Source organism: Flavobacterium sp. ST-158 (assembly GCF_058309975.1).
In genome coordinates, this window is the sequence record NZ_JBZEEN010000003.1 from 235,309 (window position 1) to 262,045 (window position 26,737).

A 26,737-nucleotide genomic window follows, 5' to 3' on the forward strand; every position below is an offset into this window, starting at 1 on the left:
AAAATAGGATTTTAGTCCAAAGTTTTTATTTAATCTGAAATTTTAGTTACAGTACCTCTTTGTTTTTTGTCAGAGCCAACCATACCGAATTCAAAGGTATATGAATTTCCCGAAGTCGTCAAAATTTTCATATCAATAGCTTTTTCTTCGGCCATGTTTTTAGGATGTATTTTTTTTAAAATGTATTCGCAATCACTAACCCAGCGAATCGTAGCAGTATCTGTTTTTCCATCAAAAGTTTCAATCTCGATGCTGTCATTACGTTGAAAAAGCGTGACTTTTTTTACACCGTTTACCTCATATTCAAATTTGAATTTTCCTGTTTTGAAAGCGGCACAATTGTGTTCGGCATTGTAGCATGAAGCAAAAATAAGGAGTAAGGGCAGTAGAATAAGTTTTTTCATGATTGTAATTTTAATTAAATTTTACCGAAATGAACATGAGAATAACAAAGAGAATTAAAGAAATTAAAATGTTTCTCGCCCAATTGTCTTGTGCTAGTTCAATTTCTAAATCAGATTTACAAAATTTAATAATTATCCAATATATAAATCCACCAATATCAGATAAAAGTTGAAATCTCATAATTTTTGTTTTTCAGTTCTTAAAAAGGTTTATTGAATTTTAATATCGTATTTGTCTAAAAGCCCCGGAATTCCTTGCATCGAAAATTTGGCTTTTCTCATCGGGTTGAATTCTGGATCAATTTTATAATTGTAAGCCGTCAGGAAATTCACTTCTTTCAATTCGGTGTCGTTAAAAACAGCATTTTCCAGATTGCAATTGTCAAAAACCGAGTTAGAAAGATTGCTTCCAATGAAACTGACTTCTTTCATAGAGCAAGAATTGAATCTGGATTTTGGCATTTTTTTATTCGAAAAAGAAGCATAATCCAAAATACAATCATTAAAACTCACGGCAAACATAAAATCGGCACAATGGTTAAATTGAATTCCCAATAATTTACAGTTTGAAAAATGCACGGTTTTTAAGCTGGTATTGCCCAGATCAGTCATCGAAAGATTGCAGTTGATGAATTCGCAATCCATAAAAGTATTGTTCGAGAAATCACTATTGGAAAAGTCACAGTTTTTAAAAACACAATCTTCAAATTCGCGATGACTCACTTTTTTATTGATAAAAACTACTTTTTCAAAAGTTTTTTGGATGTGAATTAAGTCTTCCATTAGTCGTTAAATAAGGCTTTCATAATGGTTTTTAATCCTAGAAAAATTAAGTACATTGATGTCAAACAAGCAAGGATTCCAATTCCAAGAACTAAATAATGCCATACGTTTTTTTGATTCATAAATGCATTGTAAATCAACGATGGACCAATAAAAAGCAAAGGTAATGCGCCAGATAAATATTTTACACCTTTGGATAATAATTCTTTGTTTGTTGCCATTTTGGAAAGGTTATGAATTATGGGTTAAGTTATAGGGGTAGCGGTTGTTAGCAACGCATAACACCTAACTTATAGCTTATTTGCATTAAAGAAATCAACCGCTTTACGCACACTGCCGTGAATTTTTAGTAATTGAGCAGCTTCGTCATAGTTTACGGGAATTTCGCTCATAATCATTTTGGTTCCGCGATCCACCAGTTTGTTATTGCTCAATTGCATGTCGACCATTTTATTGCCTTTTACTTTTCCTAACTGGATCATCGTTGCGGTCGAAATCATGTTTAAAACCAGTTTTTGAGCTGTTCCGGCTTTCATTCTGGAACTTCCTGTAACAAATTCTGGACCTACAACTACATCAATAGGAAATTGTGCCATTTGCGAAAGCGGACTCCCGGCATTGCAGGAAATACTTCCTGTGATGATATTATTTTGGTTACAAGTTTCTAAACCGCCAATAACATATGGCGTTGTTCCAGATGCAGCAATCCCAATGACGACATCATTTTCATTAATATTAAATTCTTGCAAATCAATCCAAGCTTGTGTAGCATTGTCTTCGGCATTTTCTACAGCTTTACGGATAGCTTTGTCACCACCTGCAATGATTCCCACAACCAAATCAAAAGGAACTCCAAAAGTAGGAGGACATTCGGAAGCATCCACCACACCTAAACGTCCCGAAGTTCCTGCACCTATGTAAAACAAACGTCCGCCTAATTTCATTTTAGTAACAATTTGGTTAACTAAAATTTCTATTTGAGGCAGCGCTTTTTCTACAGCAAGTGGAACAGTTTTATCTTCGTTATTGATGTTCGTTAACAATTCTAGAACAGACATTTTTTCTAAATGCTCGTATTTGGAAGATTGTTCGGTGGTTTTTATGAAGGTCATAATCTTGGGGGTATTTGGTTTTCTGTTTATTTGGCTATCTAAAAAACATTCATGAATAACCAAATGCACAAATCAAAATCTATAAAAAATAAGCTAATACAATTCCTAAAACAATCATGGAAACTTTGGCAATATTAAACTTGTGTCCTTCGCTACTTTCGAAAATAATAGTGGAGGAAATATGAAATAATATCCCAATGACTACAGCAGTAATTTCGTTATGAAAATGGCTTAGGCTGGTTAGATAATCAGAGGCAAAAGTACCTAAAGGAGTCATTAATGCAAAGCTGAGCATGAAGGCAAAAATGGCTTTTTTATTCAGATGTGAATTGATAAAAAATGTTGTCAAAATAATGGCAATAGGAAGGTGGTGAATAGCAATCCCGATGGCTAAATTATCATGATGATGTCCTACGGGAAATCCTTCCAGAAAGGCGTGAATGCAAAGACTAATGAACAACAACCAAGGAATATGAGTCATATTAGGATGTCCGTGTACGTGACCATGCTCAGCGCCTTTTGAGAAAAATTCTAAGATGATTTGGAACAAAATTCCCAGCATAATGCAAATTCCAATATTGCTATTGTGACTTTCATAAACATCCGGTAATAAGTGCATCACGGTTAAAGAAAGCAAAAACGAACCACTAAACGCCAATAGGAGTTTGAGGTTGGTTTTGTTTTTTGGTTTAATAACCAATGCAATAATGTATCCAAGGAGTACCGAAAGTAAAGGTAAAAGGTAGTTCATTATTTGAAAATAAGAATGAGTCGTTCGCTTTCTGTTTTGTGGAATTTTTTCAATTTGTAATCACCAAAGATATCTAAAAGATAAATACCGGCTTCTTCCATCATTGCTTCAAAATCTTGTAGCGTTAAGGCTTTTACTTTTTCGGTAAAATGGTATTTTCGACCTTGGTCTTCAAAATCAATTTCTTTAAAAATATGTCCGTCTTTTAGGTAACGTTTTAGATGAAAATCGATTCCGTCTACTGTTTTTACTTCTTCAGGAACAAGACTTTCTATTACCTGATTGACATTCATAAAGTCAATTACTGCAAAACCATAGTCAGACAAACTGTCTTTAATGGCTTTTAAAGTCGTTAAATTGTCATCGTCATTTTCAAAATATCCAAAACTGGTAAACAAATTAAAGATAGCATCGTATTTTTCTTCGAATGCTTCGCGCATGTCGTGTACTTTAAAATGCAGGCTTTCATTGGAACTTTTGCTGGCTTCGGCTATACTGTTTTCAGATAAATCAGCACCAATGACATCAAAGCCTAATTGGTTCAAGTAAATGGCATGACGGCCTTTGCCACAGCATAAATCCAAAACTTTGGCATTTTCCGGAAGATTTAAATAATGTGTTAAATTGTCCATGAAAAGCTGAGCTTCACGGTCGTTACGGTCTTTATAAAGGATGTGGTAATAAGGTGTATCAAACCAAGAACTGAACCAAGCTTCACCAGCTTGATCTTGATTTGGATGTGTTGGATTTTGAACTTCAGACATTTATTCTTTTCAATTAATTCTATCCCGCAAATTTAGTGTATTTTTGCTGAAAAATTGCCAAAGGAAGTGGATTCAACAGCAGGCAATTGCTAAAAAAATAATAAATTTTATTACAAATCGGATTTTTTTGAAATTAGCTTTGTTATAATCGATATACAAAATGGAAGAAAATTTTAAAATGATTGCCAAAACCTTTTTTGGTTTTGAAGAAATATTAGCTACTGAATTGAAAAATTTAGGAGCGCAAGACGTAGAGCAAGGAGTAAGAATGGTGAGTTTTAAAGGCGATAAAGGGTTTATGTACAAGGCTAATTTGTCTTTGCGTACTGCATTAAAAATCCTAAAACCTATTTATTCTTTTAGAGCTAATAACGAAAAAGCATTGTACAAAGGTGTTTCGGGTGTAAACTGGTCTAAGTTTATCAATGCTAATCAGACTTTTGTAATTGACGCTACAGTACATTCAGAATATTTCAATCATACCGAATTTGTTTCTCAAAAATGTAAAGATGCTATTGTGGATCAATTTAGAGAAAGAACAGGACAGCGTCCTAGTATTGATAAAGCCTATCCCGATTTACGCATTAATATTCACATTGATAAAGACCAAGTTTCGGTTGCATTAGATACTTCAGGGAAACCATTAAATCAGCGTGGCTACAGAACTTCTACTAATATTGCTCCAATAAACGAAGTATTAGCAGCGGGTATTTTATTACTATCAGGTTGGGACGGACAAACGGATTTCTTGGATCCTATGTGTGGTTCGGGAACTTTTCTTGCTGAGGCAGCCATGATTGCGTGTAATATTCCGGCAAACATCAACCGTAAAGAATTTGCTTTCGAAAAATGGAAAGATTGGGATAATGATTTGTTTGATAAAATCACCGATAGTTTGTTAGGAAAAGTACGTGAGTTCCATCATACGATTAAAGGATATGACAAAGCGCCTTCGGCAGTAAATAAAGCGAAGGAAAATATCCGAAATGCAAATTTGGAGGAATATGTAACAATCTCAGAAAATAATTTTTTCGACAGCGAAAAAACTTCAGAAGGCAAATTGCACATCGTTTTTAATCCGCCTTATGATGAGCGTTTGGATATTCAAATGGAAGGGTTTTATAAAAATATTGGGGACACTTTAAAGAAAAGTTATCCAGGAACGAACGCCTGGTTTATTACAGGAAATTTGGATGCATTGAAGTTTGTTGGCTTGCGACCTTCTCGAAAAATAAAATTGTTCAATGCCGGACTCGAAGCAAGGTTGGTGAAATACGAAATGTATGAAGGAAGTAAGAGAACGAAGTTTCAAGTGGAGAAAGAGTAGTGTTCAGTAGTCATTGGGAAGTTTATACTGGACAGATTACTGTATTTAGAAAAAGGAAATAGAATAAAAAAAATCAATACAATGAGTAAATTACAATTAAGAGCATTTTTATACCAACTAGGAACTTTTGCTAGTTTGTTTATATTATCACGTTATTTAATCCATCAATATGCTGGGCTTACTGGTTTTTGGGAGCCTTTTGCAGCATTTGTGATAGCAACATTTGTTGGGCCTAAATTTCAAGCGGTAAAGACCAATGATGGAGAAAAATTATATATGAAATGGGTTTTTTCTAAAAATGTGAAAGAAATAGGATAAATTTACTATTCAGAAAGCAGTAATCAGAAATAAAAAACCGCAAATTCATTTATTAAATTAATGAATTTGCGGTTTTTGCTGATATCAAATCTGTTCCCTGTATTTAGACATCTATAAAACTGTTTTATTTCTTTTTATCTGTTTTCTTAGTTTGTTCTGGTTTTACCACCTTTTTGAAAATAGGAACAAAATAGGTAACGGTATAGTTAAATCCTACTCCAAAATCGCCATTGTAAGTGCGGTTGAATCCTGGAATGTATAAATTTTCAAAACCTGAAGGTTGCTTGTTGCTTATTAATCGGTTAAATCGCAGACTGAAACCAACAAATACATTATTGAATACTTTGGCTTTCATTCCGGCTACTACTTCAATCCAACTTGCTGTTAAACCATTGTATTTTTGACCAGAAGTCAATGCAGCTGTTTCTCCAAAGTACTGATTGGTATTGTAAATTCTGTAGCTATTCAATTGTTGGTTAAAAGTACTAAAACCATATCGCAACCCAATAGAAATTACATTTTCCATATCGAGCCAGTTTTCGTAGCCGTTGTAATCAAAACCTACTTTTAGGTAAGAACCTTTGGTAGTGAAATTCAAACGTTCGTCATCGGTAGTTTTATTTTCGTTTCCAACTTCGGCTGCCAGAAAGTGTTTTTTAGTTAGTCGGTAATCACCCACTAATTCCAAACCGGTATAATCTTTATCATAAAAACTACGGCTTAGTTTAAATAAATCGACTCCTACACGCACACCATAGCGGTCTTTTTTAACTGGAGCTACCGCAATAGAATCCTTTATTAGAACTGCATTAGCCTTTGTAGTTACAGCAGCTTTTTTAGGAATAACTCCTTTGGAGATAGTATCCTTTGTAGTACTGTTTATCGGAACTTGTGTTTCTTGTGCATTTGCGAAAAGCAAAGACAAAAAAAGAAAGCTGCTATAAATATATTTCAAGGTGTGTCTCATTTTCGTTGGTTATATTACTGTTGCGTACAAAAATATATCGCATCCATTTGGTGTCTGGAGTTGTTGGCTCCGTTTGTACAAATGGGTTAAACGCATCTAAAATATAGTTGGTTTTAAATCCGCAGGCACGAGACACAAAAATATTATCTCTAGTATAATTGAATTGAAGGATATCTTCGTTAGGAAGTGCAGCTGGATTGGTACTTCCATAATTCAAGAAAAAATGAAAAGTAACTGTATCAGCGTCTACTTTTAAAGGAATAGAAACAGTACTGCCGTTTATTAAGTTAGTCCCATTAAATGTAATAGGTTCATCCTTTCCGTCTCCAAAGATACTTAGATTTGTTACATTCTTTTCTACAGATGAATTGTTAAAATCATAAAACGTAATTACTAGTCGGGGAGTAGTAATGGTATTAGCATCACAAATGTCGTCTTTCTCACAGCCGGAGAAGGTAAAGCAGAGTATTAATAAAAGTAATATCGTTTTTTTCATATTTTTTAGTCTTAGTCCCTAGTTATTAGTCCTTAGTCCTTAGTCTTTGGTTATTTTTTAAAACTAAGGACTAGGTACTATGTACTAATTGCTATCTTCTTTCTAACAACACCACATTTTCTACGTGATGTGTTTGTGGAAACATATCTACTGGACGCACGCGAGTTACTTTGTATTTCTCGTCCATTAAAGCTAAATCGCGGGCTTGTGTAGCCGAGTTACAACTTACATAAACCACTTTTTCAGGAGTAATTTTCATGATTTGTTCAATCACGTCTTTGTGCATTCCATCACGTGGTGGATCCGTAATAATAACATCCGGCTGACCGTGTTGTGCAATAAAAGCATCGTTGAAAACCACTTTCATGTCACCTACAAAGAACTCGCAATTGTCAATGTTATTGCGTTCGGCATTGGCTTTAGCATCTTTAATTGCATCCGGAACACTTTCTACACCAATTACTTTTTTTGCTTTTTTAGAAACAAATTGTGCAATAGTTCCTGTTCCGGTATATAAATCATAAACGGTTTCTTTTCCGGTCAATCCAGCAAAATCCCTCGTTATTTTGTATAATTCGTAAGCCTGATCCGAATTGGTCTGGTAAAATGACTTGGCATTAATGCTAAATTTTAAACCTTCCATTTCTTCCAAGATGTAATCACGTCCTTTGTACAGTTTAATATCCTGATCGTAAAGCGTATCATTTGCTTTATTGTTCACTACATATTGCAACGAAGTGATTTGCGGAAATTTGGCATACATGTGATCTAATAATAATTCCCTGTTGGCTTTATCATCTTCGAAAAACTGAATCAAAAGCATGATTTCGCCAGTCGAAGCGGTACGCAACATAACGGTTCTCAACAAACCCGAATGTTCTCTCGGATTAAAGAAAGTTAAATCATTTGCGTTAGCAAAATCACGAATTTCATTTCGAATTGCGTTTGAAGGATCTTCCTGCAAATGACATTTTTTGATGTCCAGGATTTTGTCCCACATTTTTGGGATATGAAAACCAAGGGCATTTCTGTTTCCTAAATCTTCATCGCTTCCAATTTCAGCTTCGGTTAACCAACGGCTGTTGGAAAATGAAAATTCCATTTTATTTCTGTAAAAAAACTTTTTCTCCGAGCCTAAAATAGGTTCGAACTCAGGAAGTTCAATTTTTCCAATGCGTTGGAGGTGATTTTTTACTTCGTTGTGCTTGAAAAATAATTGTTGGTCGTAGTTCATATTTTGCCATTTGCAACCACCACAAACACCAAAATGCTCGCAGATAGGATCTACACGATGCTCCGAAAATTCATGGAATTTAACCGCTTTTCCTTCATAATACGCCTTGCGCTTTTTGAAAGTTTGCACATCCACCACATCACCCGGAACCACATTTGGAATAAACACTACTTTTCCATCGGGAGCCTTTGCTACCGAAACGCCTTTTGCACCTGCATCAAGGACTTTTATCTGATGAAAGACAACTTTGTCTGTATTTTTTCTACCCATGGCGCAAAAATAAGTGTTTGTTCGCTTTTATAAATTCAAATTGGGAAATATTTTTGAAAAGTGGCGAATTTTATCGCAGTTGCAATTTGTAAGTGCATTTTTCTACTTCAAAATCAAGGCTTTTCTCTTCCCACAAAACTTCCTTTACCTAATAGAAAGGCAATTGCTTTGAGAATATTTTTATCGACACTTTCTTCTGTTTTTAAATGCGAAATGTATCGAATGATTTCATGTTGTAATGAAGGACGTAAATTTTGGAAAACAGTATTTGCTGCGACATTTTCTGTTAAAGCTTGTAACAGTTTGGGATGAATGGGGATTTCTCTTTTTTCAGCATCATAACTTATGCTAATTTCTATTTGTTCTCCAATTCTTTTAGGTGAATTTTTAAGCATTTTAGTATTGATGTACAAACGCCATTCTCCTTTAAATTTCATTAAAGTTTGGATGTAAGGAAGTGAATTAACAGTTCCTTTAATTGGAATAGGACCTTTGGATTTTCCAGCTTGTTCAAAAATAGCATTTAAAATTTCTTCGGGAACAAAAACAAACGGATTGATACCAATAATTTCAATGGTTGCCAAAAAAGTATAGCTTGTTTCTACTGCCATAAAGAAGGATTTTATCTGTTTGCTAAAATAAGAATTTGGATTGAAAGATTAAATTCAATAAAAAAACCTTGTTCTCACTCACTATAAAATGAGGAAAACAAGGTTTCATATTTTTTAAAAGATTGTTATTTCAATCTTTCAATCTAAAAAATTACAAATCCGATTTTAAAACCGCACCGTTACTAGCATTGGTTACTAACGAACGGTATTGTCCTAACCATCTTGATGTTAATTCTTTTTTTAGAGGAACAAATTCCGCTTTTCTTTTTGCAATTTCTTCATCAGATAAGTTTACCGATAAAATGTATTGATCTACGTCGATATGGATTTCGTCTCCATCTTTTAACAAACCAATCATTCCGCCTTCGGCAGCTTCCGGAGAAACGTGACCGATAGAAGCCCCACGAGTTGCTCCACTGAAACGACCATCGGTAATTAAAGCAACCGACTTTCCAAGTCCCATTCCCATAATTAAGGATGTAGGAGCCAGCATTTCCTGCATTCCTGGACCGCCTTTAGGACCTTCGTAACGAATAACAACAACATTTCCTGCTTTGACTTTTCCGCCAAGAATTCCTTCAATAGCTTCAGCCTGTCCGTCAAAACAAACGGCTGTTCCTGTGAAAACACGGTCTCCGGTAATTCCGGCAGTTTTAATAACGGCACCTTGTTCGGCTAGATTTCCGTACAAAACCGCTAAACCACCCACTTCAGAATAAGGGTTGTGAATGGTGTGGATAATGTTTGTATCCTTGATATAAGCATCTTTGATTTTTTCTAAAATCGTTTCTCCTGTAATAGTAAGGTTGTTTAAAAGGATGTCATCACCACGTTTGGTCATTTCTTTCATTACGGCATTTACACCACCCGCAGTGTTAATGTCTTCCATGTGAACGGTTGATAAACTTGGAGAGATTTTAGCAATGTGAGAAACTCTTTTTGAAATTTTATTGATGTCTTCCAAATTAAAATTAACATTCGCTTCTTTAGCAATAGCTAACATGTGTAAAACCGTATTCGAACTTCCGCCCATTGCCATGTCTACAGCAAAAGCATTTCTTACGGCATTTTCATTAAGGATGTTTTTTAGTTTGAATTTTTCGGTTTGTGCAGCGTCTTTGGCAATTTCGCAAATTCTTCTTGCCGCCTGACGGTATAATTCTTCACGTTCTTTGGTTAAAGCTAAGATGGTTCCGTTTCCAGGAAGTGCAATTCCCATAGCTTCCATCAAAGTATTCATAGAGTTAGCGGTAAACATTCCCGAGCAACTTCCTCCACTTGGACAGGCATTACACTCAATGTCTTTTAATTCTTCATCGGTAATTTCACCTAATTCGTGTTTTCCAACCGCCTCAAAAGCCGTAGCCAAATCGATAGGAACACCATCTTTAGTATGTCCTTTTTTCATTGGTCCACCACTCACAAAAATAGTAGGAACATCTACACGTAAAGCCCCCATAATCATTCCCGGAACAATTTTATCACAGTTAGGAATGGCAATCATAGCATCCAGTTTGTGAGCGTTCATTACAGTTTCAATAGAGTTTGCAATAAGTTCTCTTGATGGTAACGAGAAAAGCATTCCGTCATGTCCCATAGCAATCCCATCATCCACTCCAATAGTGTTGAATTCAAAAGGCACACAACCATTGGCTTTAATTTCTTCTTTGATCACTCTTGAAACTCTGTCCAGGAAAAAGTGTCCAGGGATAATTTCAATATAAGAATTGGCAACACCAATAAATGGTTTGTCAAAATCTTCATCGACTAAGCCTGTTGCTCTAAACAATGATCTGTGCGGGGTTCTTTGATGCCCTTTTTTTACTTCATCACTTCTCATAATAAACTTAAGTTTTTATATACTTTTTGTAATTTGTATGATTATTTTTTTTCGGCGGCAAAGATAAGTAATCTTTAGATTTAATCTTTGTTGTATTTAGAAAAGCATTGATAATATTACGTTAAAACAGATTATAGAAATAAAGTTTTAATGAATTCTGGTATTATTAATAAAGGTGCTATTTTATCTTTGTTTCTAAATTATTTTAAAAAATGAATTTTATATCAAAAAGAAAAGTAGTATTTATTAGTTTTTGTGCTGTTGTTTGTACCATGCTTTATAATTGTGGAGATGCTACTAAGGAAGGTAAATATTTTTATTATCGTGCTGTAAATAATGCAGATACGGCTTTGCTTTCTTTTACAAAATTAGAAGATAATCGTTTTTTTGGGCAATACGAAATTCGTTACGAAGGTTTTCATAAAGATTCGGGTGAGGTGAGAGGAATTATTTCCGGAGATACTATTAAAGGGAGTTTTTATTATTCGCCCTATGGCGGAGGCGTTTTGAAGCGCTATCCTGTTGCGTTGTTAAAAAGAAATAATAAATTGATTTTGGGCAAAGGAGTTATTTCAGTTTATATGGGAATTCCTTCTTTTTTAAAAGGGGATACCATAGATTATAGTAATCCTGAATTTGTATTTGAAGAAATTAAGAAATAAGTTTACCAATAGCAAAAATCCGTCTCGTTTTTAGAATGAGACGGATTTTTAGTTTTAGTTCAAAGCTATTAAACAATCAAAAAATGTTTCTTTTAAATGTTGGCTGTAGGTTTTCATATCCTTTTCAATATTGGCATTTTTTTCCACATCATGAAAGTGATAACTTTTTAATGGAGTCATTCCTGTAAAAGCATTCATTCTATGAAAACCAAAAAAAGCACCTTCGTCCACTGATTTTTGATCAAAAAATTCGCCAGGAAGTGTAAAAGCAGTCGCTGGTGCATTCCAGGTGGTAGTAAGCATGTATTTTTTGCCATGCATCATTCCGCCCGTTCCGTAATTGATCTCTGGATTGCTTGATTTTCTGCCGTCACTGCGATAAATTCCTTTATTGTATCCTGCACTAAAAACTTCGTCAATGTACTTTTTAAAATTAAACGGAAGTTGGAACCACCATACGGGTGTGTGGTAAATAATAACATCTGCCCAAACAAATTTACTTACTTCATCCATAGGTATATATCCGTTTTCTATAGTTGTAGTTTGAACGACGATATCTTCTAATTGTTCGAAAAATTGCTGAGTAGCTTCCGTAATAGTGTTGTTGAACAATCCACCAGAATGTTCAAAACGTTGACCTGCATTTATGATAAATATCTTTTTCATGTATGTTTTATTTTTATGTTGGTACAAAGTTAGAGTAGATATTGGTATTGTTAAAATAGTATAATTTATACATTTGTATTATAAATATAATAGTTATGGTCAATTTAGAATGGTATCGTACTTTTAAAGCGATTTATAAAACAGGAACATTAACAAAAGCTGCCGATGCACTTTTTATTTCGCAGCCCGGCGTGAGTTTGCATCTGAGTTCCTTAGAAAGTTATGTAGGCTATAAACTTTTTGATAGGACAGGACGTAAAATGATTCCAACTGAAAGAGGCAAAATTTTATACAACGCCATTGCTGAAGGTTTGAAAATTCTGGAAGATGCCGAGAAAAATTTTCAACGCAGTACTGAAAAGCACACGCCAACAATTAGTATCGGAATGTGTTTTGAGACTTTCCAAATTACTTTAGAACAATACATTTCGACCTTACCCTTTAATGTGATTATTCGTTTTGGTGAATATCCTGAAATGCTCGAAAATTTAGATAAGGGAATTTTAGATTTGGTAATTTCTCCACAAAAAGTAGATTCAGTTAATATTTCCTATGAAGCATTTTCGTCAGAAACCATTGTTTTGGTTGGAGGAAGTGAAGTTGATGATTCGGAGTTACAGCAATTGGTCAAACAAAAAAAATATAAAGCAGCTGAGAATTACTTGAAAAGTCAAAAATGGTATGGAACAACGGGAGATATGGAACATCTTTTTCGTTTTTGGCAACTCAATTTTGATAATTTTCCGGATTTCAGACCCAATTATATTGTTCCCAATATCCATTCTATTGTGCGATGTTTAAATGGTGCCAACGGATTAGCTGTTATTCCTAATTTTTTATGTAAAAAAGAAGTAGAAAGTGGCACTGTAAAATTGCTTTGGGAAGGACATAAAAAGTTGAAAAACACGCTTTATTTTGCGAACAGAAAAAATACTGCTTACGAGAAAGAGCTCGATTTAATAAAAGATTTGTTTAAGAAAGTGATGTTGTAAAATCAACATAGACAATACAGTTGTCTATGTTGATTTTTATTTTTCTACCACAAATTATGTACTTCTTTTTTGATGTAGTGCTCGTAGATTTCGTTCATCGCAGCAATTTTTTCTGGAGTTAGGGCTGGTAATTCTAATGTGGAAAGATTAGATAATACATGACTTTCTGTTGAAGCACCTGGAATAATACAACTTACTTCTTTAAAACTTAAAATCCATTGCAGGGCAATTGGAGCCAAATTTGAAACTTCAGGGAATAATTTTTTTAGTTCGTTTACCGCAATTAAACCCAATTCGTAATTAATTCCTGAGAAAGTTTCTCCTTTGTCAAATGCAGCGCCTTCGCGATTAAAAAAACGATGGTCTTTGCTGTCAAAAATTGATTTTTCAGAGAATTTACCTGTCAATAATCCGCTGGCTAAAGGAACGCGAGCAATAATTCCCACATCTTTTTTTCTTGCCTGTTCAAAAAGTAATTCAGACGGACGTTGTCTGAAAAGATTGAAAATAATTTGAATAGAGGTCACATTTTCAAATTCCATTGCTTTTAGTCCTTCTTCTACTTTTTCTACACTCACACCTAGATTTTGAATTTTTCCTTCTTTTTTTAATTTGTCAAAAAGTTCAAAAATTTCCGGACGATAAAAAACTTCCGTAGGAGGGCAGTGCAACTGAATTAAATCCAGTGTTTCTAAGCCTAATCTTTGCAAACTGTCTTCAACATATTTTTGCAACACTTTCGGTTGGTAGCCTTCATTGACATGCGGATTAATATGTCGACCACATTTAGTCGCCACATAAATACGTTCAGAACGGGAACGAATGACTCTCCCAACGGCTTTTTCACTCAAGCCATTTTCATAAACATCGGCTGTGTCAATGAAATTAACTCCTTGGTCGATGGCAGTATTTAAAAGAGTATCGGCTGATTGGTCGTTAAATGGTGAACCCCATTTTCCGCCAACTTGCCAAGTTCCTAGTGCAATTTCGGATATTTCAAAATTGGTTTTCCCTAGTTTTCTATAGTTCATGTTATTTTTTTTTAGTTGTTATTTAAAGTTGATTTAATAGCTTTTTCTATTAGTGGACTCATGATTTCGTAACCAGCAGTATTAGGATGTACACGGTCTTCGGACAAAATTGTTTTTAGCCCTTTTTCATCATCTACCATTTCCGAATAATAATCTACAAACGGAATTCCATTAGTGTTAGTATAATTTTTAAGTTGTGTATTTAATTCAATAATTCGGTCTGCCGGTTGTTCTTTTGGATTCCAATAAAAAAAATTAGCAGGCAAAACAGTGCAAAGAATAACTTTGATATGATGTAGTTGAGCCAATTCAATCATCGAAAAGATATTATCACAAATCATTTTAGTAGTTGAAGGGCCTGTATTTCCTGCAATATCATTTCCCCCTGCTAAAATAACTACTATTTTAGGTTTTAAATCGATCACATCGGCTCTAAAACGAACTAACATTTGTGGTGTGGTTTGCCCACTAATACCCCGATTGATGAAGGATTTATTTTCAGTGAAAAAAGAATGTTCCTTACTCCAAAATTCAGTTATTGAATCGCCCAAGAATACCACTCTGTTTTCATTGGCCTGAGAGTGAGGAAGTCTAGCGTTTTCTTGCATGTATTTTTCTAAATAAGGCCAGTCTTGCATTGGTAAACTTCCATTCATCGGTCACTAATTTATTACTTAAAACAAAACTAATGAATTTATTTTGAAGTTTATTTGGACTTTTTTTGTTTAAAAATAAAATTTTAGATAATTTTAAGTGGTTTTTTCGTACATTTGATTTTATCCAAAACTACTACATTTATGAAGTTCTACGAAAAATTATCATCCATAGGTTTTCTTAAAAATAGCTATGTTTTTAAGTTTCTTTTTGTTGCTTTTATAGGGATTCATATTCCTTTAATCGGAATCTTATTTTTTGTGCTTTATGCCAAAGCTAATTTTTCCCCTATCAATTTACTTCTTTTTTCATTAATCATGACTTTAATAGCAACAGGGGTAACTTTATGGGTATTGAAAAAATTAATTCAGCCTATTGAGTTGGCTTCAAAAGCGCTGAATGAGTACCAATTGGACAGAAAAATTGCCAATTTGCCACTTCATTTCACAGACGAAGCTGGTTTATTGTTATCCAATATTCAAAAATCGATTTTAGAAAGCGAAGAATTTAAAACAGAAAAACAAGATTTGATTTATTTGCTTTCGCATGATTTAAAAAACTTCGCCGGAAATCCAAAATCATTGGCAACTATGATATTAGAAACTAATCCTTCAACAGAAGTAAAAGAATTGGCCGAGTTGATTTGTGAATCTTCAGATGACCAATTTAGATATATAGAGAGTTTTATACGAATGCTAAAAGAACAGGATGAAATTGTAAAAACAAGTCAAGAGGTAAAAACAATTGATCTGATAGTGTTGGTTGAAAAAATTGAAAATCAAGTAAGGCAATCTTTGACTGCTAAAAAACTTAAATTAATCAAACAAATCGAATTAGAAAGCATTTCTCTAAAAATTGATCAGGAATTATTGATTAGAGTTTTGTTTAATTTGCTAAACAATGCGATTAAATTTTCTTTTTCTGATGCTGAAATTCAATTGAATATTTTTAGCGATAAGAAAAATATTTATATAAAAGTTATTGATTATGGAGTGGGTTTTGATGCCAATGAGTCGGATAGAATATTTCATAAGTTTACTAAAATGAGTAGATTAGGTACTTTAAAAGAATCTTCTACCGGGATAGGTTTGTATTTGTGTAAACAAATTGTTGAGCGTAATGGAGGTTTTTTGAAGGCAACTAGCGAAGGAAAAAATAAAGGAGCTACTTTTACAATAGCATTTTAAATCAATTAGTTATGGTTTGATTTATTTGGTTTCATCAATAAATTTTAATTTAATGTTAAATAAAAGAGCGGTTCAATGAGTTGTGTCAAAAAGACTTAAATTAGTAGTGATAATAGATTTTTAAGAGCAATAATAATTTAACAATAAATAGTAAGTTATGAAAAGAAATGCTACCGCAGTCTGGAAAGGTTCTCTAAAAGAAGGAAAAGGAGTCCTTACTACTCAAAGTAAAACATTAGAAAATACACAATATTCCTTTCATTCTCGTTTTGAAGAAGGTGTAGGAACTAACCCAGAAGAGTTAGTTGCTGCTGCTCACTCGGGCTGCTTTACCATGCAATTATCGGCATATATTACCGAAGCCGGATTTGAAATTGAGAGTATCGAAACCAAATGTGTTATTAATTTATTGGAAGGGACAATTAAAGAATCCAATTTAACCGTAATTGCTAAAATAAAAGGAATTCAGGATACGACGTTTCAGGAATTAGTAACAAAAGCTGAACAGAATTGTCCAATTTCCAAATTGTTTAATACTACAATAAGTACTTCAGCTACTTTAGTTTAAAAGAAAAATTTTTATAAATGAAAAGACTCGTTTAAAAAACGAGTCTTTTTTTTATGTTTTCAATGAAGTTATTAATCAAATAAATCAGAAGATAAATAACGGTCGCCTCTGTCGCAAATAATAGCTACAATTACTCCAGATTCTAGTTCTTCGGCTAATTTTACAGCTACGGCTACAGCACCACCACTGCTCATTCCTGCAAAAACACCTTCTTCCAGAGCAAGACGTTTGGTCATTTCGCGTGCTTCTTTTTCACTCACATCAATAGTACGGTCCACTTTTGAAGGATCAAAAATTTTAGGCAAATATTCTACGGGCCATTTTCTAATTCCAGGAATCTGAGAACCTTCAGATGGTTGTGCTCCTATAATTTGTATTGCTGGATTTTGTTCTTTCAAATAAGTGGAAGTTCCAATAATGGTTCCGGTAGTCCCCATAGCCGACACAAAATGAGTCACTGTACCATGAGTATCATTCCATATTTCAGGACCTGTAGTGTTGTAATGTGCTTTCCAGTTGTCATCATTGGCAAATTGATTCAGCATTAAATAACCCCCATCGGCTACTTTTTTATCGGCATAATCTCTGGAACCAATAATTCCTTCTTTGGCAGAAGTAAGGATTACAGTTGCGCCATAAGCACGCATGGTTTGAGTACGTTCTTTGGTGGAGTCTTCCGGAAGGATTAATTCAATTTCAATGCCTAATAACTGGGCAATCATGGCTAGAGCAATTCCTGTATTTCCGCTGGTAGCTTCAATTAATTTATCCCCTTTTTTGATTTCGCCACGATCCATGGCCCCTTTAATCATAAAGTAAGCTGCCCTGTCTTTTACACTACCTCCTGGATTATTGCCTTCTAATTTTAATAATAATTTTACGTTTTTATTTTTTACCAAATTGGTTGTTTCTACTAAGGGAGTATTACCAATTAAGTTTAATATTTTTTGTGGATCCATTTATTTTAATTCTTTTATTTTTACTTCTGTAGTAGTGGTGTTGGTTACTATTGATCGTTCTGGGGTTGATTTGGTTATCCAAGCATTTCCACCAATAATACTGTTTTTTCCAATGGTTGTTTCGCCTCCTAAAATGGTTGCATTGGCATAAATACAGACATTTTTTTCTACAGTAGGATGTCTTTTGGCATTTTTCATTTCTTTGCTTACACTTAGTGCACCCAGCGTAACTCCTTGGTAAATTTTAACATGTTTTTCAATCACGGCTGTTTCTCCAATAACAATTCCGGTTGCATGGTCAATGAAAAATGGCGAATCGATCTGAGCACCTGCATGGATGTCAGTTCCAGTAATGCGGTGGGCATATTCACTCATTAAGCGAGAAAACAACAATAAATCTAGGGCGTATAATTCATGGCTAATGCGGTAAATAGCAATAGCATAAAATCCTGGATAGCCCAGATACACTTCTTCAATACTGTTGGAAGCGGGATCATTTTCTAAAATGTATGACGCATCTTGATTGAGTTTTTCTAATACCGAAGGTAATTTGGCAACAAATTGATCCCAAGTAGCATCGCATAATGCATTGGGTTTTTTGCAGGCTAAAACAGCAATTTCTTTGAATTGTTTTTCTAATTCATCAATACTTTCACTCAATGGAGCATTAGCATCAAATAAGGTGTAAAATATTTTTTCTGTAAATGCTTCTACCTTTGTTTTAATGCCATAATTTATAGAGGTGTGGCTTTTTAGCTCAGCGATGTTTTTTATAATAAGATCCTTTGTCATGACTTTTGGATTGTATTTTGGAGAAAGCACTCTTTTTTGTTTTTTAATGCTATTGCATAATATAAAACAAATATATTGAACTATTTTGAATAAACAGATAAGAACTAAGAGGCTTTCTTGCTTCTAAGTTATTTTTTATTTCAATGTATTCTTTGGCTTTTTGATTCCATTTTTATGCAAGGGAAAGTAGCTTTCTTTAAAACGGCAATTTTAAATTTATTACTTTTGAAAACTCAAAGTATAAAAATGAAAAAATTAGTTATTCCTATCATGCTTATTGCTATTGTAGTAGCCTTTTATGAGCAAACTACAGCCGACAAAAATGTATATGTAAGCGTCATTGCAATGGCTGTTTTTATGTTTGGAATGATGCGATTAAGTGCAAAAACACCAAGTAAGAATCCAGAAAAAGAAGAAGATGTTGACTAAAGGAGATAAAGTTTCGGTACTCGATGAGGCTATTAATGGAACGGTATTGAGCGTTAATGCTCAGGAAGTTACTATTGAAACCGATGAAGGTTTTGTAATGAATTTTGCTGCTAATGAATTGGTTAAAACGAGTGATTCGGGTAATTTGATGGATTCAATTAGACGAATTAATGTAGAAGAGATTAAAAAAGAAAAATCCATTCCTAAACCAAGAAGCTTTGTTAAGGAGAAAAAAGAAAAGCGAGAAGTAGGAGTGCCTGAATTTGATTTACACATTGAAAAATTGGTAAAAAACAAACACGGTATGTCTAATTATGATATTTTGACACTCCAGGCGGAAACAGCACAACGCCATATTGAATTTGCTATAAAAAATAGAATTCCTAAAATTGTTTTTATTCACGGAGTAGGAGAAGGCGTGCTGAAAGCCGAATTGGATTTTTTATTAGGGCGTTATGACAATATTGATTTTCAAGAAGCCAATTATCAAAAATACGGACAAGGCGCTACTGAAGTTTACATCAAACAAAGTAAAAAATAAAGAAAAGTTCAATCATAAAAAAAAAAGCTCATTTGTATCATTCAAATGAGCTTTTTTTTATGTTTTTTTAAGTTTAGGGAGTAGTAAATAATTCTCCTAAAGTATAGCTGTCTCCAAGAGAAAAACTGCTATTTCCTTTTTTTAAGGAAACTTTTTTAAGTACAATAGTATGTATAAAGCTTGCTCCACTTGTTGTTGTGGTTACCTCGATAATTCCAGTTTGACCTGCCACACCAGCTTCACCATTCCATTCTTGATTAAGCACGGGAGTAGTAGGAACTGGACTCTGACAAAAATAATCTCCGGTTAATAAACCACCACCGGTAAACAAGCGATAGGTAAAACTATTAGTTGTTGTACCTATGAGTCCTGTTCTAGGACTATTAAGTGGCGTAACTTCGTTTAGGATTAAGTTAGGATCAATATTTAGAATTAAAGCTTCACTCGTATTGTAATTGTACACCTCATTAGAAGTAGTACATTTTTCTAGAGTTTGGTCAAAATTAAAAGGCAAATTAGTTGCTGATGTTGTGTAATTTCCAAAAGGAAAGCTGTCGTATTTTTGATCAGTACCGTCGGGTTTTTTAAAATTTACATTTACGAATACAATGTTGTGATTGTATCCGGTAATTTTGGTTGCATTTGTGGTTTCATTTTTGTCTATTTTTGGAGTAGTTACAATTTGTATGATACCGCTGGTAGCTGTCCATTGTTCTGTAATAACTGGGGTTGCAGGCGCAATAGTTTCGCAGATGTTATCAGTAGCTACCGTTCCATTATAGAAACGATATACTACTCTGTTAGATGAAGTACCAATGTTTAATTGAATAGGGTCACCTTCAGGAGTAGGTTCGTTAGTGAAAGTAGTTGTAGGAATCTCCATAATTAGAGCTTCCTTTTCTTTCAGTTTGTAGATTAATGTATTGGTACTACTGTTGGTGCAACTTTGCGTATTTACATCCTCAAAAGTAATATCTTCTTGGGTTAAGTTTCCGTCGTCACAGGCATTGATAAATGCTAATAAAACCAAAAGGCTTAGGGCTTTTTTCATTTTAAAAATTTTGACAAAAATAGGCAAAAAATGACAAATGAGAATCCTCTTTTGATAATTGATTATTTTATAACTTTGCGGCAATGAAAAAAATATATCTCGATAACGCCTCAACTACAGCAATTCGGCCAGAAGTGGTACAAGAAATGACTAAAGTTTTAACAGAAGATTATGGAAATCCATCGTCTACTCATAGTTTTGGTCGCAATGCTAAAAATATTCTTGAACTTTCTAGAAAATCAATTGCCAAGCAGCTGAATGTAAATGCGCAAGAAATTATTTTTACTTCTGGTGGAACAGAGGCTAACAATTGGATTTTGCGTTCTGCTGTTCAGGATTTAGGTGTACAACGCATTATTAGTAGCAAAATAGAACATCATGCTGTTTTATTGACTGTAACCGCTTTGCAAAGAGAGTTTGGTATTCAGGTAGATTATGTAAATCTATTGGCTGATGGAAGCATCGATTTGACGCATTTGGCTGATTTATTGTCTCAAGAAGGTGAAACTTTGGTAAGTTTAATGCACGTGAATAACGAAATAGGAACAGTTTTGGATTTAGAGCGTGTAGGCTTAATTTGTAAGCAATTCGGTGCTTTATTTCATTCGGATACGGTACAGTCGATGGGGAAAATGCCTTTGAATTTGCAAGCGCTGCCAGTCGATTTTGTGTTGGCTAGTGCGCATAAATTTCACGGACCTAAAGGTGTTGGTTTTGCTTTTGTTCGAAAAAATTCAGGATTACAACCTTTGTTTTTTGGAGGTGAGCAGGAAAAAGGCTTGCGCGCCGGAACCGAAGCCTTACATCAAATAGCAGGAATGGCAAAAGCTTTGGAACTTTCTTATATGCATTTGGAACAGGAAAGAGAACATATTAGCGCACTCAAAAACTACCTGGTTGAACAATTAGAAATCACTTTTCCAGACGTAGCTTTCAATGGAACGAAAGATTCTTTTTATAATATTCTAAATGTATTATTGCCTTTTTCAGAAAAAAAGACAGCCATGATTTTATTTCATTTGGACATGCGAGGCATTGCTGTTTCGCGTGGAAGTGCTTGCCAGAGTGGTAGTATAAAACCTTCGCATGTTTTGGCTGAAATTCTTTCGTATGATTTGGTTCGAAAACCCAGTTTACGTATTTCGTTCAGCCATTTCAATACCAAAGAAGATATTGATGGTTTAATCGAAGCTTTAAAAACGGTATAAAATTCAAAACGTCCCGATGTGAGGACGTTTTTTTATTCCAAATTTTCTTGTTCAGTTATCTTGAGCAAAGTCAAATGACAATCCTGTCAAAAACAGTTAGTTGTTTTTATTTAATTTCTATATTTTATAACAACAGTTTTAGCCCAAATGTCACCCAATCTTTGTCTATTTGGATTACTTTTCATTACTAAATATCCAACAAGTCCAAAAAAGAACATGTCTAGAGGGTCTAATAAATGTCTTTGTAAAGATTGAATAAAAGATATTTTTCTATTCTCATTTTCTTGAGCAACAGGTTTCAAACCTACGATTCCATTTCCAAGAGTTGAGCCAAGAAAATATTCTAAACAAGTAGTAAAAATCAGCCAAGGAATAATTGTAATCAAAGCAGAGAATCCTGTCAGTTCATAACTTTCAGATTGTCCATTAACAGGTTTTCCAAATGTATAAATCAAATAGACATTTATTGTAATGATTATTGAATAATCAATTAAAGCAGCAATGGCTTTTCTTCCAATATCATTCCATTTATAACCAACAACAGATTTAGCTTCTTCTGTTTCAGGAGTTGTAATTAGTTTTATCTTAGGTATTTCCATTTTTAAACATTTATTTTTAATTATTGTATAATTAACTTTAGCTAGTGCAAACATCTTTGTCTAGTCTTAAAATAAGTTGTCAAAATTTATTCAAATGGATTAGCTTTTTATCATCTCGTAAATGGTTTCTTCATGTTTTTTAATCTTGATTTTGACATATTTAGAAGCAGGCATATTACTTTCTTTGACCACATTATTTACGGATACCAATACATTGGTTTCCGGGAAATAGGTTACCGTGTTTTTTTCAGGAATAGGGTAGGACACAATGATAAATAAGGGTGCAATGCGTTCGATGCCATCATCATAATTAAACAAGTCTACTTTATCACCATCTTTGAATCCAGCTTTTTCAATGTCTTTGGGATTCATAAAAACCACTCGGCGTTCGTTTTTAACTCCTCTATAGCGGTCATCCAATCCATAAATGGTAGTGTTAAACTGGTCGTGGGTGCGGGTGGTAGCCATCATGTATTCATCGGCTTCCAATTTGTTTTCGGGAACTGTGGTTAAAGTAAAAGGCGCCCGATTGCCAAATTGTTTCGTATTAAACTTTCCATCCCTTGCGGCATTAGGCAAATAAAAACCTCCTTTTTGTCGCACTCGGATATTGTAGTTCTCAAATCCCGGAATGCATTGTTCAATGGCATCTCGCACAGCATCATAATCATTGTGGTATTTTGCCCAATCCACTACCGATTTATCGCCTAAGGTTGCCATAGCCATGCGACAAACAATTTGGGTTTCGTTGATGAGTTGGTCCGAAACGGGTTTCAAAATTCCTTTAGAATCCTGTACTACGCCCATGGAATTTTCGGTAGTCACAATTTGCAGTTCGCCATTCACAATATCCATATCACTGCGTGACAAAGTTGGCAGAATCAATGATTCTTTGCCGTGAATCAAATGCGTCCGATTCAATTTGGTCGAAACACTGACGGTGAGTTGTAACTTTCGCAAAGCATTAGCCGTAAATGTGGTATCAGGTGTCGCCGATAGAAAGTTGCCCCCCATACAAAAGAGTACTTTGGCCTTTTCTTCGTGCATGGCTTTAATAGCCCGAACCACATCGTAGCCTTTTTCCCGTGGCGGATTGAAACCAAAATAATTTTGCAATCGGTCCAATTGTTCGGGAGTCGGTTTTTCGTCAATAAGCATGGTTCTGTTGCCTTGCACATTGCTATGGCCACGCACCGGACAAACACCTGCTCCAGGCTTTCCAATACTTCCTTTTAAGAGTAAGATATTCAGGATTTCGCGAATCATATCGACGCCGTTTGGCTGTTGGGTAAGTCCCATTCCCCAGCATACAATAATACGGTTTTTGAACGCAATCATCTGGGCTGCTTCCTCAATAGCTTCCTTTGCAACGCCGGATTGCGCCGCAAGTTCGTCAAAATAATAGTTTTCAAATTGATTGATATAGGCCTCGTAACCCGTGGTTTTCTCCTGAATAAATTCATGATTAAAAACCTTTCCGGGATTTTGTTGCTCCAATTTCAGCAGGAGTATTTCTATCGCTTTAAGCAAAGCCATATCTCCATTTATTTTTACCGGAAGGTATAAATCAGCGAGTTTTACGCGGTTGCCAATGATACCTTTTATTTCCTGCGGATTTTTAAATCCCATGAGTCCGGCTTCTGGCAAAGGATTAATGGCAATGATTTTCGCGCCATTTTTTTTGCCTTTTTCAAGTGCGGTTAGCATTCTTGGAGCATTGGTTCCCGGATTTTGACCGATGATAATGATCAAATCGGTATCATAAAAATCATCGAGTCTTACAGTCCCTTTCCCAATCCCGATGGTAGGGCGTAAGGCTGCTCCGGAGGTTTCGTGGCACATGTTGGAGCAGTCGGGCATGTTGTTGGTTCCAAATTCTTTTGCAAAAAGTTGGTATAAAAAAGAAGCCTCATTACTGGTTCGTCCCGAAGTATAAAACACCGCTTCGTTTGGCGAATCTAGTTCGTTTAAAGATTCCGCAATTTTGCTAAAGACGTTATCCCAGGAAATCGGCTCGTAATGTGTTCCGTTTTTAGGTAAATACATAGGCTCAGTTAGTCGGCCCATTTTCCCAATTTCATAATCGCTAAGTTGAGAAAGCGCCAACACTGAATTTTCCCTGAAAAATTCCGCGGTAATTTTTTTAGTGGTGGCTTCTTCGGCGAGTGCTTTCACGCCATTTTCGCAATATTCTCCCAAAGGTGAACGGTCGTCATCAGGATCGGGCCAAGCGCAACTTGGACAATCAAAACCTCCTACTTGGTTCATTTTGAACAAGGCTTTGGTACCTCGAACCAATGTTTTTTCTTCAATCAAATCAGTAAAAGCAGCTTTTACACCCGAGATACCTGCTGCCCAATCTTTTGGTTTGCTTTGTTTTAAATCTAAAGTTTTATAGGGGTTTTCGGGATTGGGTTCTTTTGGATTTTTATCTTCTTTCATGATGCTAACTTTTAATTGGAAATCAGAGCCTGCTCTTTTTCTGTTAATAGAGTAATTGTTGTTGCAGAATGGTAAATGTTGAATCGATTTTCGTTGAGAAAACCAATTAAGGTCATGTCAAATTCTTGGGCTAATTCTACCGCCAGGCTCGAAGGGGCTCCCATTGCAGCCACAATGCCTATTCCGGCCATAGCTGCTTTTTGTACTAGTTCGAAACTAATTCTTCCGCTTAATAACAAGATGTGTTGGTTTAAGGGCAGGAGGTTTTTTGCGAAAGCGCTCCCAATTAATTTGTCCAAGGCATTGTGTCGTCCTACGTCTTCCCGGAGTAACAGCAGTTCTCCGTCCATTGAAAACAAGCCCGAAGCGTGGATGCCGCCAGTTGTGGCAAAATCACTTTGGGCTTCTCGTAATTTTTGAGGCAATAGGTATAAAATGCTTGCAGAAATAAAGTATTTTGGCTTAGCCAATTGTTTAAAAGGACTTACTGTTTTTATGGCTTCAATAGAACTTTTTCCGCAAACCCCACAGCTGGAAGTGGTATAGAAATTTCGGTCAGACTGCATAAGATGGGGCGCATAACCTTCTTTTAAAACTACTTGTGCAATGTTCTTTTTTTGGAATGCGCAGTTTTTTTCAACGTGAAAAACACTTTGGATGGCTTCATAAGTCGTTATAATTCCTTCGGTAAATAAAAATCCGATGGCTAAATCAAAATCGTTTCCGGGAGTGCGCATAGTTACCGAAATGTTTTGGCTAACAACTTGCTGATTTTGATAGTATTTTAGTCTGATTTCAAGTGGTTCTTCTATGGAGAGTACATCTTCTTGGACTGAAATTTGAGTTCCATTGACTTTTTGTATCAGCTTGTTTTTGATGGAAATACTTTCCAAATCCTTTATTTCCATACTAATTTTTTTAATTTGAAAAAGATTGAATAAGTGCTTTACAGAAGGAAGCTTTTAAAAGTACTATAAATAATGCAGAAAGTCAATAAAAAGGGGATGCTATCTTTTTGTAAAAAGAAGTGTCTTTAAATCATTTTAGTCAATTCTACTTCAAGTCTGTCGAAATTTTCTTCGTTCTTGTCTGTTACAAAAGGTCTGAGTTTTTGGCATTCTTCGGCAGTATGAAAAAGCATTTTGAAAACTAGTAAAGTTTTATTTTCGGCTATTGATTCAAATGTTGCTACCACCTGAAACAGCGGTTTAGAATAGCGCTTCCAGGCGATGAGAGAAGGACTTTCTATTTTTATGAATTCACATTCGTTGGCGTAATTTCCTTTGTCCGGACCATGCATGATAAAAGACCATTTTCCGCCCACTCTAAAATCAAATTCGTTGAAAGTGTTGGTGAATCCTGCAGGTCCCCACCATTTTTTGAGATGATCGGGTTCAGACCAGGCTTTGAATACTAATTCTTTGGAAAAATTGAATATTCTGGAACTTACAATTTCAGATTCAGGAGTGGGGGTGATGATTTCTGTTGACATAGCCGTCTTTTTTTGAAATAGATTGTTAAGAATGCTAAAGTTCTGAAATTAAGTTGAAAGAATGTGTTTTTTCTTTTTTGCTTGATCAAAAAAGAAACAAAAAAATCAAGCCGGGCAAATAAAAAGCTTAAAAACTACCTCAAAGCGTCGTTCCGCACCCCAAGCCGTTCGCCTTTCAGGCTCAACTTGTGGAGTGCTGCCACTTTGCTTTTTCGTTGTTTTTGTACGTTTTTTATTTGAGGGCGGTTGTTGCGGAAATTCGTAGCTATATAAATTTTATGTTTAAAGAAACACGAATTAATAGAGAGAATCAGGATGTTTTTCTGTTTTTTCTTTTTTGCTTGATCAAAAAAGAAATAAAAAAATCAAGCCTGGCAAATAAAAAGGGTAAAAACTATCTCAAAGCTCCGTTCCGCACCCCAAGCCGTTCGCCTTTCAGGCTCAATTTGTGGAGTGCTGCCACTTTGCTTTTTCGTTTTTTTTGTACGCTTTTTATTTGAGGGCTGTTGTTGCGGTAATTCGTAGCTATATAAATTTTATGTTTAAAGAAACACGAATTAATAGAGAGAATCAGGATGTTTTTCTGT

Annotated in this window: 30 protein-coding genes; 9 read left to right on the forward strand and 21 right to left on the reverse strand. The window is 34.9% G+C overall.

The window, feature by feature from the left end:
• Positions 1 to 29: 29 nt before the first annotated feature.
• From AC4FRF_RS06845 to AC4FRF_RS06870, 6 genes are all read right to left on the reverse strand, one after another.
• Positions 30 to 404 carry a DNA topoisomerase IV gene (locus tag AC4FRF_RS06845; RefSeq protein WP_491158742.1) on the reverse strand — a complete coding sequence of 125 codons (375 nt, stop codon included), beginning with the start codon at positions 402 to 404 and terminating at the stop codon, positions 30 to 32.
• Between the two features lie 210 nt (positions 405 to 614).
• Complete coding sequence (locus AC4FRF_RS06850; protein ID WP_491158743.1) at positions 615 to 1,187, reverse strand: pentapeptide repeat-containing protein; 573 nt, start codon at positions 1,185 to 1,187, stop codon at positions 615 to 617.
• Entirely contained in the window at positions 1,187 to 1,408 is a 222-nt protein-coding gene (locus tag AC4FRF_RS06855) for a DUF6095 family protein (RefSeq protein WP_491158744.1), read from the reverse strand. The genes AC4FRF_RS06850 and AC4FRF_RS06855 overlap by 1 nt, the downstream gene beginning before the upstream one ends.
• A gap of 69 nt (positions 1,409 to 1,477) precedes the next feature.
• On the reverse strand, positions 1,478 to 2,299 hold the full coding sequence (murQ, locus tag AC4FRF_RS06860) for an N-acetylmuramic acid 6-phosphate etherase (RefSeq protein ID WP_491158745.1): 822 nt from the start codon (positions 2,297 to 2,299) through the stop codon (positions 1,478 to 1,480).
• A gap of 79 nt (positions 2,300 to 2,378) precedes the next feature.
• A complete protein-coding gene (locus AC4FRF_RS06865) occupies positions 2,379 to 3,050 on the reverse strand; it encodes a ZIP family metal transporter (RefSeq protein WP_491158746.1) in 672 nt (223 codons plus the stop codon).
• A complete protein-coding gene (locus tag AC4FRF_RS06870) occupies positions 3,050 to 3,814 on the reverse strand; it encodes a class I SAM-dependent methyltransferase (protein WP_491158747.1) in 765 nt (254 codons plus the stop codon). Before AC4FRF_RS06870 ends, AC4FRF_RS06865 begins: the two co-directional genes overlap by 1 nt.
• A gap of 160 nt (positions 3,815 to 3,974) precedes the next feature.
• On the opposite strand from AC4FRF_RS06870, the gene AC4FRF_RS06875 reads away from it, so the two are divergent.
• A complete protein-coding gene (locus AC4FRF_RS06875; protein ID WP_491158748.1) occupies positions 3,975 to 5,141 on the forward strand; it encodes a THUMP domain-containing class I SAM-dependent RNA methyltransferase in 1,167 nt (388 codons plus the stop codon).
• An 81-nt stretch (positions 5,142 to 5,222) separates the two neighbouring features.
• Positions 5,223 to 5,459: a hypothetical protein gene (locus tag AC4FRF_RS06880; protein ID WP_491158749.1), complete on the forward strand. Its 237-nt coding sequence runs from the start codon at positions 5,223 to 5,225 to the stop codon at positions 5,457 to 5,459.
• A gap of 124 nt (positions 5,460 to 5,583) precedes the next feature.
• On the opposite strand, the gene AC4FRF_RS06885 is transcribed toward AC4FRF_RS06880, so the two are convergent.
• The 5 genes from AC4FRF_RS06885 to ilvD form a co-directional block, all read right to left on the reverse strand.
• Positions 5,584 to 6,426, reverse strand: coding sequence for a DUF6048 family protein (locus tag AC4FRF_RS06885; RefSeq protein WP_491158750.1), 843 nt, complete (start codon positions 6,424 to 6,426; stop codon positions 5,584 to 5,586).
• Positions 6,398 to 6,922: a DUF6452 family protein gene (locus tag AC4FRF_RS06890; RefSeq protein ID WP_491158751.1), complete on the reverse strand. Its 525-nt coding sequence runs from the start codon at positions 6,920 to 6,922 to the stop codon at positions 6,398 to 6,400. The genes AC4FRF_RS06885 and AC4FRF_RS06890 overlap by 29 nt, the downstream gene beginning before the upstream one ends.
• Positions 6,923 to 7,013: 91 nt before the next feature.
• A complete protein-coding gene (rlmD, locus tag AC4FRF_RS06895) occupies positions 7,014 to 8,426 on the reverse strand; it encodes a 23S rRNA (uracil(1939)-C(5))-methyltransferase RlmD (protein ID WP_491158752.1) in 1,413 nt (470 codons plus the stop codon).
• A 113-nt stretch (positions 8,427 to 8,539) separates the two neighbouring features.
• Positions 8,540 to 9,037 (reverse strand): YdeI/OmpD-associated family protein, encoded by a 498-nt coding sequence (locus AC4FRF_RS06900; RefSeq protein ID WP_491158753.1) that lies wholly within the window; start codon positions 9,035 to 9,037, stop codon positions 8,540 to 8,542.
• Positions 9,038 to 9,188: 151 nt separating this feature from the next.
• Positions 9,189 to 10,877 (reverse strand): dihydroxy-acid dehydratase, encoded by a 1,689-nt coding sequence (gene ilvD / locus AC4FRF_RS06905; RefSeq protein WP_491158754.1) that lies wholly within the window; start codon positions 10,875 to 10,877, stop codon positions 9,189 to 9,191.
• A 212-nt stretch (positions 10,878 to 11,089) separates the two neighbouring features.
• Between ilvD and AC4FRF_RS06910 the strand changes: the two genes are divergently transcribed.
• Positions 11,090 to 11,539 carry a hypothetical protein gene (locus tag AC4FRF_RS06910; protein WP_491158755.1) on the forward strand — a complete coding sequence of 150 codons (450 nt, stop codon included), beginning with the start codon at positions 11,090 to 11,092 and terminating at the stop codon, positions 11,537 to 11,539.
• 54 nt (positions 11,540 to 11,593) lie between these two features.
• On the opposite strand, the gene AC4FRF_RS06915 is transcribed toward AC4FRF_RS06910, so the two are convergent.
• Positions 11,594 to 12,205: an NAD(P)H-dependent oxidoreductase gene (locus AC4FRF_RS06915; RefSeq protein WP_491158756.1), complete on the reverse strand. Its 612-nt coding sequence runs from the start codon at positions 12,203 to 12,205 to the stop codon at positions 11,594 to 11,596.
• A gap of 95 nt (positions 12,206 to 12,300) precedes the next feature.
• On the opposite strand from AC4FRF_RS06915, the gene AC4FRF_RS06920 reads away from it, so the two are divergent.
• Positions 12,301 to 13,197, forward strand: a complete 897-nt coding sequence (locus AC4FRF_RS06920) for a LysR family transcriptional regulator (protein WP_491158757.1) — start codon at positions 12,301 to 12,303, stop codon at positions 13,195 to 13,197.
• A gap of 44 nt (positions 13,198 to 13,241) precedes the next feature.
• Here the strand turns inward: AC4FRF_RS06920 and AC4FRF_RS06925 are convergent, their stop codons facing one another.
• Both AC4FRF_RS06925 and AC4FRF_RS06930 read right to left on the reverse strand, forming a co-directional pair.
• Complete coding sequence (locus AC4FRF_RS06925; RefSeq protein WP_491158758.1) at positions 13,242 to 14,228, reverse strand: aldo/keto reductase; 987 nt, start codon at positions 14,226 to 14,228, stop codon at positions 13,242 to 13,244.
• A gap of 11 nt (positions 14,229 to 14,239) precedes the next feature.
• The gene (locus AC4FRF_RS06930) at positions 14,240 to 14,884 is read right to left on the reverse strand and encodes an SGNH/GDSL hydrolase family protein (protein ID WP_491158759.1); all 645 of its coding nucleotides are present in this window, start codon (positions 14,882 to 14,884) and stop codon (positions 14,240 to 14,242) included.
• Between the two features lie 141 nt (positions 14,885 to 15,025).
• Between AC4FRF_RS06930 and AC4FRF_RS06935 the strand changes: the two genes are divergently transcribed.
• Both AC4FRF_RS06935 and AC4FRF_RS06940 read left to right on the forward strand, forming a co-directional pair.
• Positions 15,026 to 16,069 (forward strand): sensor histidine kinase, encoded by a 1,044-nt coding sequence (locus AC4FRF_RS06935; protein ID WP_491158760.1) that lies wholly within the window; start codon positions 15,026 to 15,028, stop codon positions 16,067 to 16,069.
• A gap of 157 nt (positions 16,070 to 16,226) precedes the next feature.
• Positions 16,227 to 16,637, forward strand: coding sequence for an OsmC family peroxiredoxin (locus tag AC4FRF_RS06940; protein WP_491158761.1), 411 nt, complete (start codon positions 16,227 to 16,229; stop codon positions 16,635 to 16,637).
• A 71-nt stretch (positions 16,638 to 16,708) separates the two neighbouring features.
• Here the strand turns inward: AC4FRF_RS06940 and cysM are convergent, their stop codons facing one another.
• Together cysM and epsC are read right to left on the reverse strand one after the other, a co-directional pair.
• Positions 16,709 to 17,596 carry a cysteine synthase CysM gene (cysM, locus tag AC4FRF_RS06945; RefSeq protein ID WP_491158762.1) on the reverse strand — a complete coding sequence of 296 codons (888 nt, stop codon included), beginning with the start codon at positions 17,594 to 17,596 and terminating at the stop codon, positions 16,709 to 16,711.
• The gene (gene epsC / locus AC4FRF_RS06950; RefSeq protein ID WP_491158763.1) at positions 17,597 to 18,388 is read right to left on the reverse strand and encodes a serine O-acetyltransferase EpsC; all 792 of its coding nucleotides are present in this window, start codon (positions 18,386 to 18,388) and stop codon (positions 17,597 to 17,599) included.
• Positions 18,389 to 18,634: 246 nt separating this feature from the next.
• Between epsC and AC4FRF_RS06955 the strand changes: the two genes are divergently transcribed.
• Both AC4FRF_RS06955 and AC4FRF_RS06960 read left to right on the forward strand, forming a co-directional pair.
• On the forward strand, positions 18,635 to 18,817 hold the full coding sequence (locus AC4FRF_RS06955) for a hypothetical protein (protein WP_491158764.1): 183 nt from the start codon (positions 18,635 to 18,637) through the stop codon (positions 18,815 to 18,817).
• The gene (locus tag AC4FRF_RS06960; RefSeq protein WP_491158765.1) at positions 18,807 to 19,358 is read left to right on the forward strand and encodes a DUF8465 domain-containing protein; all 552 of its coding nucleotides are present in this window, start codon (positions 18,807 to 18,809) and stop codon (positions 19,356 to 19,358) included. The genes AC4FRF_RS06955 and AC4FRF_RS06960 overlap by 11 nt, the downstream gene beginning before the upstream one ends.
• 73 nt (positions 19,359 to 19,431) lie before the next feature.
• On the opposite strand, the gene AC4FRF_RS06965 is transcribed toward AC4FRF_RS06960, so the two are convergent.
• Positions 19,432 to 20,409: a hypothetical protein gene (locus AC4FRF_RS06965; RefSeq protein WP_491158766.1), complete on the reverse strand. Its 978-nt coding sequence runs from the start codon at positions 20,407 to 20,409 to the stop codon at positions 19,432 to 19,434.
• A gap of 83 nt (positions 20,410 to 20,492) precedes the next feature.
• Here AC4FRF_RS06965 and AC4FRF_RS06970 point away from each other — a divergent pair, with 83 nt between their 5' ends.
• Positions 20,493 to 21,617, forward strand: coding sequence for a cysteine desulfurase family protein (locus AC4FRF_RS06970; RefSeq protein WP_491158767.1), 1,125 nt, complete (start codon positions 20,493 to 20,495; stop codon positions 21,615 to 21,617).
• 110 nt (positions 21,618 to 21,727) lie between these two features.
• Here the strand turns inward: AC4FRF_RS06970 and AC4FRF_RS06975 are convergent, their stop codons facing one another.
• The 4 genes from AC4FRF_RS06975 to AC4FRF_RS06990 form a co-directional block, all read right to left on the reverse strand.
• Positions 21,728 to 22,216, reverse strand: coding sequence for an RDD family protein (locus AC4FRF_RS06975; RefSeq protein WP_491158768.1), 489 nt, complete (start codon positions 22,214 to 22,216; stop codon positions 21,728 to 21,730).
• Between the two features lie 99 nt (positions 22,217 to 22,315).
• Entirely contained in the window at positions 22,316 to 24,658 is a 2,343-nt protein-coding gene (locus tag AC4FRF_RS06980; RefSeq protein ID WP_491158769.1) for an FdhF/YdeP family oxidoreductase, read from the reverse strand.
• Between the two features lie 11 nt (positions 24,659 to 24,669).
• Entirely contained in the window at positions 24,670 to 25,566 is an 897-nt protein-coding gene (fdhD, locus tag AC4FRF_RS06985; protein ID WP_491158770.1) for a formate dehydrogenase accessory sulfurtransferase FdhD, read from the reverse strand.
• Positions 25,567 to 25,691: 125 nt separating this feature from the next.
• Positions 25,692 to 26,150 (reverse strand): SRPBCC family protein, encoded by a 459-nt coding sequence (locus AC4FRF_RS06990; RefSeq protein WP_491158771.1) that lies wholly within the window; start codon positions 26,148 to 26,150, stop codon positions 25,692 to 25,694.
• Between the last annotated feature and the right edge of the window lie 587 nt (positions 26,151 to 26,737).

Bases quoted from the DNA above. Each gene is read 5' to 3' on its own strand.
- AC4FRF_RS06890 (WP_491158751.1), bottom strand. From the start codon at position 6,922: ATGAAAAAAACGATATTACTTTTATTAATACTCTGCTTTACCTTCTCC.
- cysM (WP_491158762.1), bottom strand. From the start codon at position 17,596: ATGGATCCACAAAAAATATTAAACTTAATTGGTAATACTCCCTTAGTA.
- AC4FRF_RS06960 (WP_491158765.1), top strand. From the start codon at position 18,807: ATGTTGACTAAAGGAGATAAAGTTTCGGTACTCGATGAGGCTATTAAT.
- AC4FRF_RS06910 (WP_491158755.1), top strand. From the start codon at position 11,090: ATGAATTTTATATCAAAAAGAAAAGTAGTATTTATTAGTTTTTGTGCT.
- AC4FRF_RS06920 (WP_491158757.1), top strand. From the start codon at position 12,301: ATGGTCAATTTAGAATGGTATCGTACTTTTAAAGCGATTTATAAAACA.
- AC4FRF_RS06930 (WP_491158759.1), bottom strand. From the start codon at position 14,884: ATGAATGGAAGTTTACCAATGCAAGACTGGCCTTATTTAGAAAAATAC.
- AC4FRF_RS06855 (WP_491158744.1), bottom strand. From the start codon at position 1,408: ATGGCAACAAACAAAGAATTATTATCCAAAGGTGTAAAATATTTATCT.
- fdhD (WP_491158770.1), bottom strand. From the start codon at position 25,566: ATGGAAATAAAGGATTTGGAAAGTATTTCCATCAAAAACAAGCTGATA.
- epsC (WP_491158763.1), bottom strand. From the start codon at position 18,388: ATGACAAAGGATCTTATTATAAAAAACATCGCTGAGCTAAAAAGCCAC.
- AC4FRF_RS06915 (WP_491158756.1), bottom strand. From the start codon at position 12,205: ATGAAAAAGATATTTATCATAAATGCAGGTCAACGTTTTGAACATTCT.
- murQ (WP_491158745.1), bottom strand. From the start codon at position 2,299: ATGACCTTCATAAAAACCACCGAACAATCTTCCAAATACGAGCATTTA.
- AC4FRF_RS06845 (WP_491158742.1), bottom strand. From the start codon at position 404: ATGAAAAAACTTATTCTACTGCCCTTACTCCTTATTTTTGCTTCATGC.
- AC4FRF_RS06990 (WP_491158771.1), bottom strand. From the start codon at position 26,150: ATGTCAACAGAAATCATCACCCCCACTCCTGAATCTGAAATTGTAAGT.
- AC4FRF_RS06965 (WP_491158766.1), bottom strand. From the start codon at position 20,409: ATGAAAAAAGCCCTAAGCCTTTTGGTTTTATTAGCATTTATCAATGCC.
- AC4FRF_RS06850 (WP_491158743.1), bottom strand. From the start codon at position 1,187: ATGGAAGACTTAATTCACATCCAAAAAACTTTTGAAAAAGTAGTTTTT.
- AC4FRF_RS06970 (WP_491158767.1), top strand. From the start codon at position 20,493: ATGAAAAAAATATATCTCGATAACGCCTCAACTACAGCAATTCGGCCA.
- AC4FRF_RS06975 (WP_491158768.1), bottom strand. From the start codon at position 22,216: ATGGAAATACCTAAGATAAAACTAATTACAACTCCTGAAACAGAAGAA.
- AC4FRF_RS06880 (WP_491158749.1), top strand. From the start codon at position 5,223: ATGAGTAAATTACAATTAAGAGCATTTTTATACCAACTAGGAACTTTT.
- AC4FRF_RS06925 (WP_491158758.1), bottom strand. From the start codon at position 14,228: ATGAACTATAGAAAACTAGGGAAAACCAATTTTGAAATATCCGAAATT.
- AC4FRF_RS06955 (WP_491158764.1), top strand. From the start codon at position 18,635: ATGAAAAAATTAGTTATTCCTATCATGCTTATTGCTATTGTAGTAGCC.
- AC4FRF_RS06980 (WP_491158769.1), bottom strand. From the start codon at position 24,658: ATGAAAGAAGATAAAAATCCAAAAGAACCCAATCCCGAAAACCCCTAT.
- AC4FRF_RS06875 (WP_491158748.1), top strand. From the start codon at position 3,975: ATGGAAGAAAATTTTAAAATGATTGCCAAAACCTTTTTTGGTTTTGAA.
- AC4FRF_RS06885 (WP_491158750.1), bottom strand. From the start codon at position 6,426: ATGAGACACACCTTGAAATATATTTATAGCAGCTTTCTTTTTTTGTCT.
- AC4FRF_RS06865 (WP_491158746.1), bottom strand. From the start codon at position 3,050: ATGAACTACCTTTTACCTTTACTTTCGGTACTCCTTGGATACATTATT.
- AC4FRF_RS06940 (WP_491158761.1), top strand. From the start codon at position 16,227: ATGAAAAGAAATGCTACCGCAGTCTGGAAAGGTTCTCTAAAAGAAGGA.
- AC4FRF_RS06870 (WP_491158747.1), bottom strand. From the start codon at position 3,814: ATGTCTGAAGTTCAAAATCCAACACATCCAAATCAAGATCAAGCTGGT.
- rlmD (WP_491158752.1), bottom strand. From the start codon at position 8,426: ATGGGTAGAAAAAATACAGACAAAGTTGTCTTTCATCAGATAAAAGTC.
- AC4FRF_RS06935 (WP_491158760.1), top strand. From the start codon at position 15,026: ATGAAGTTCTACGAAAAATTATCATCCATAGGTTTTCTTAAAAATAGC.
- ilvD (WP_491158754.1), bottom strand. From the start codon at position 10,877: ATGAGAAGTGATGAAGTAAAAAAAGGGCATCAAAGAACCCCGCACAGA.
- AC4FRF_RS06900 (WP_491158753.1), bottom strand. From the start codon at position 9,037: ATGGCAGTAGAAACAAGCTATACTTTTTTGGCAACCATTGAAATTATT.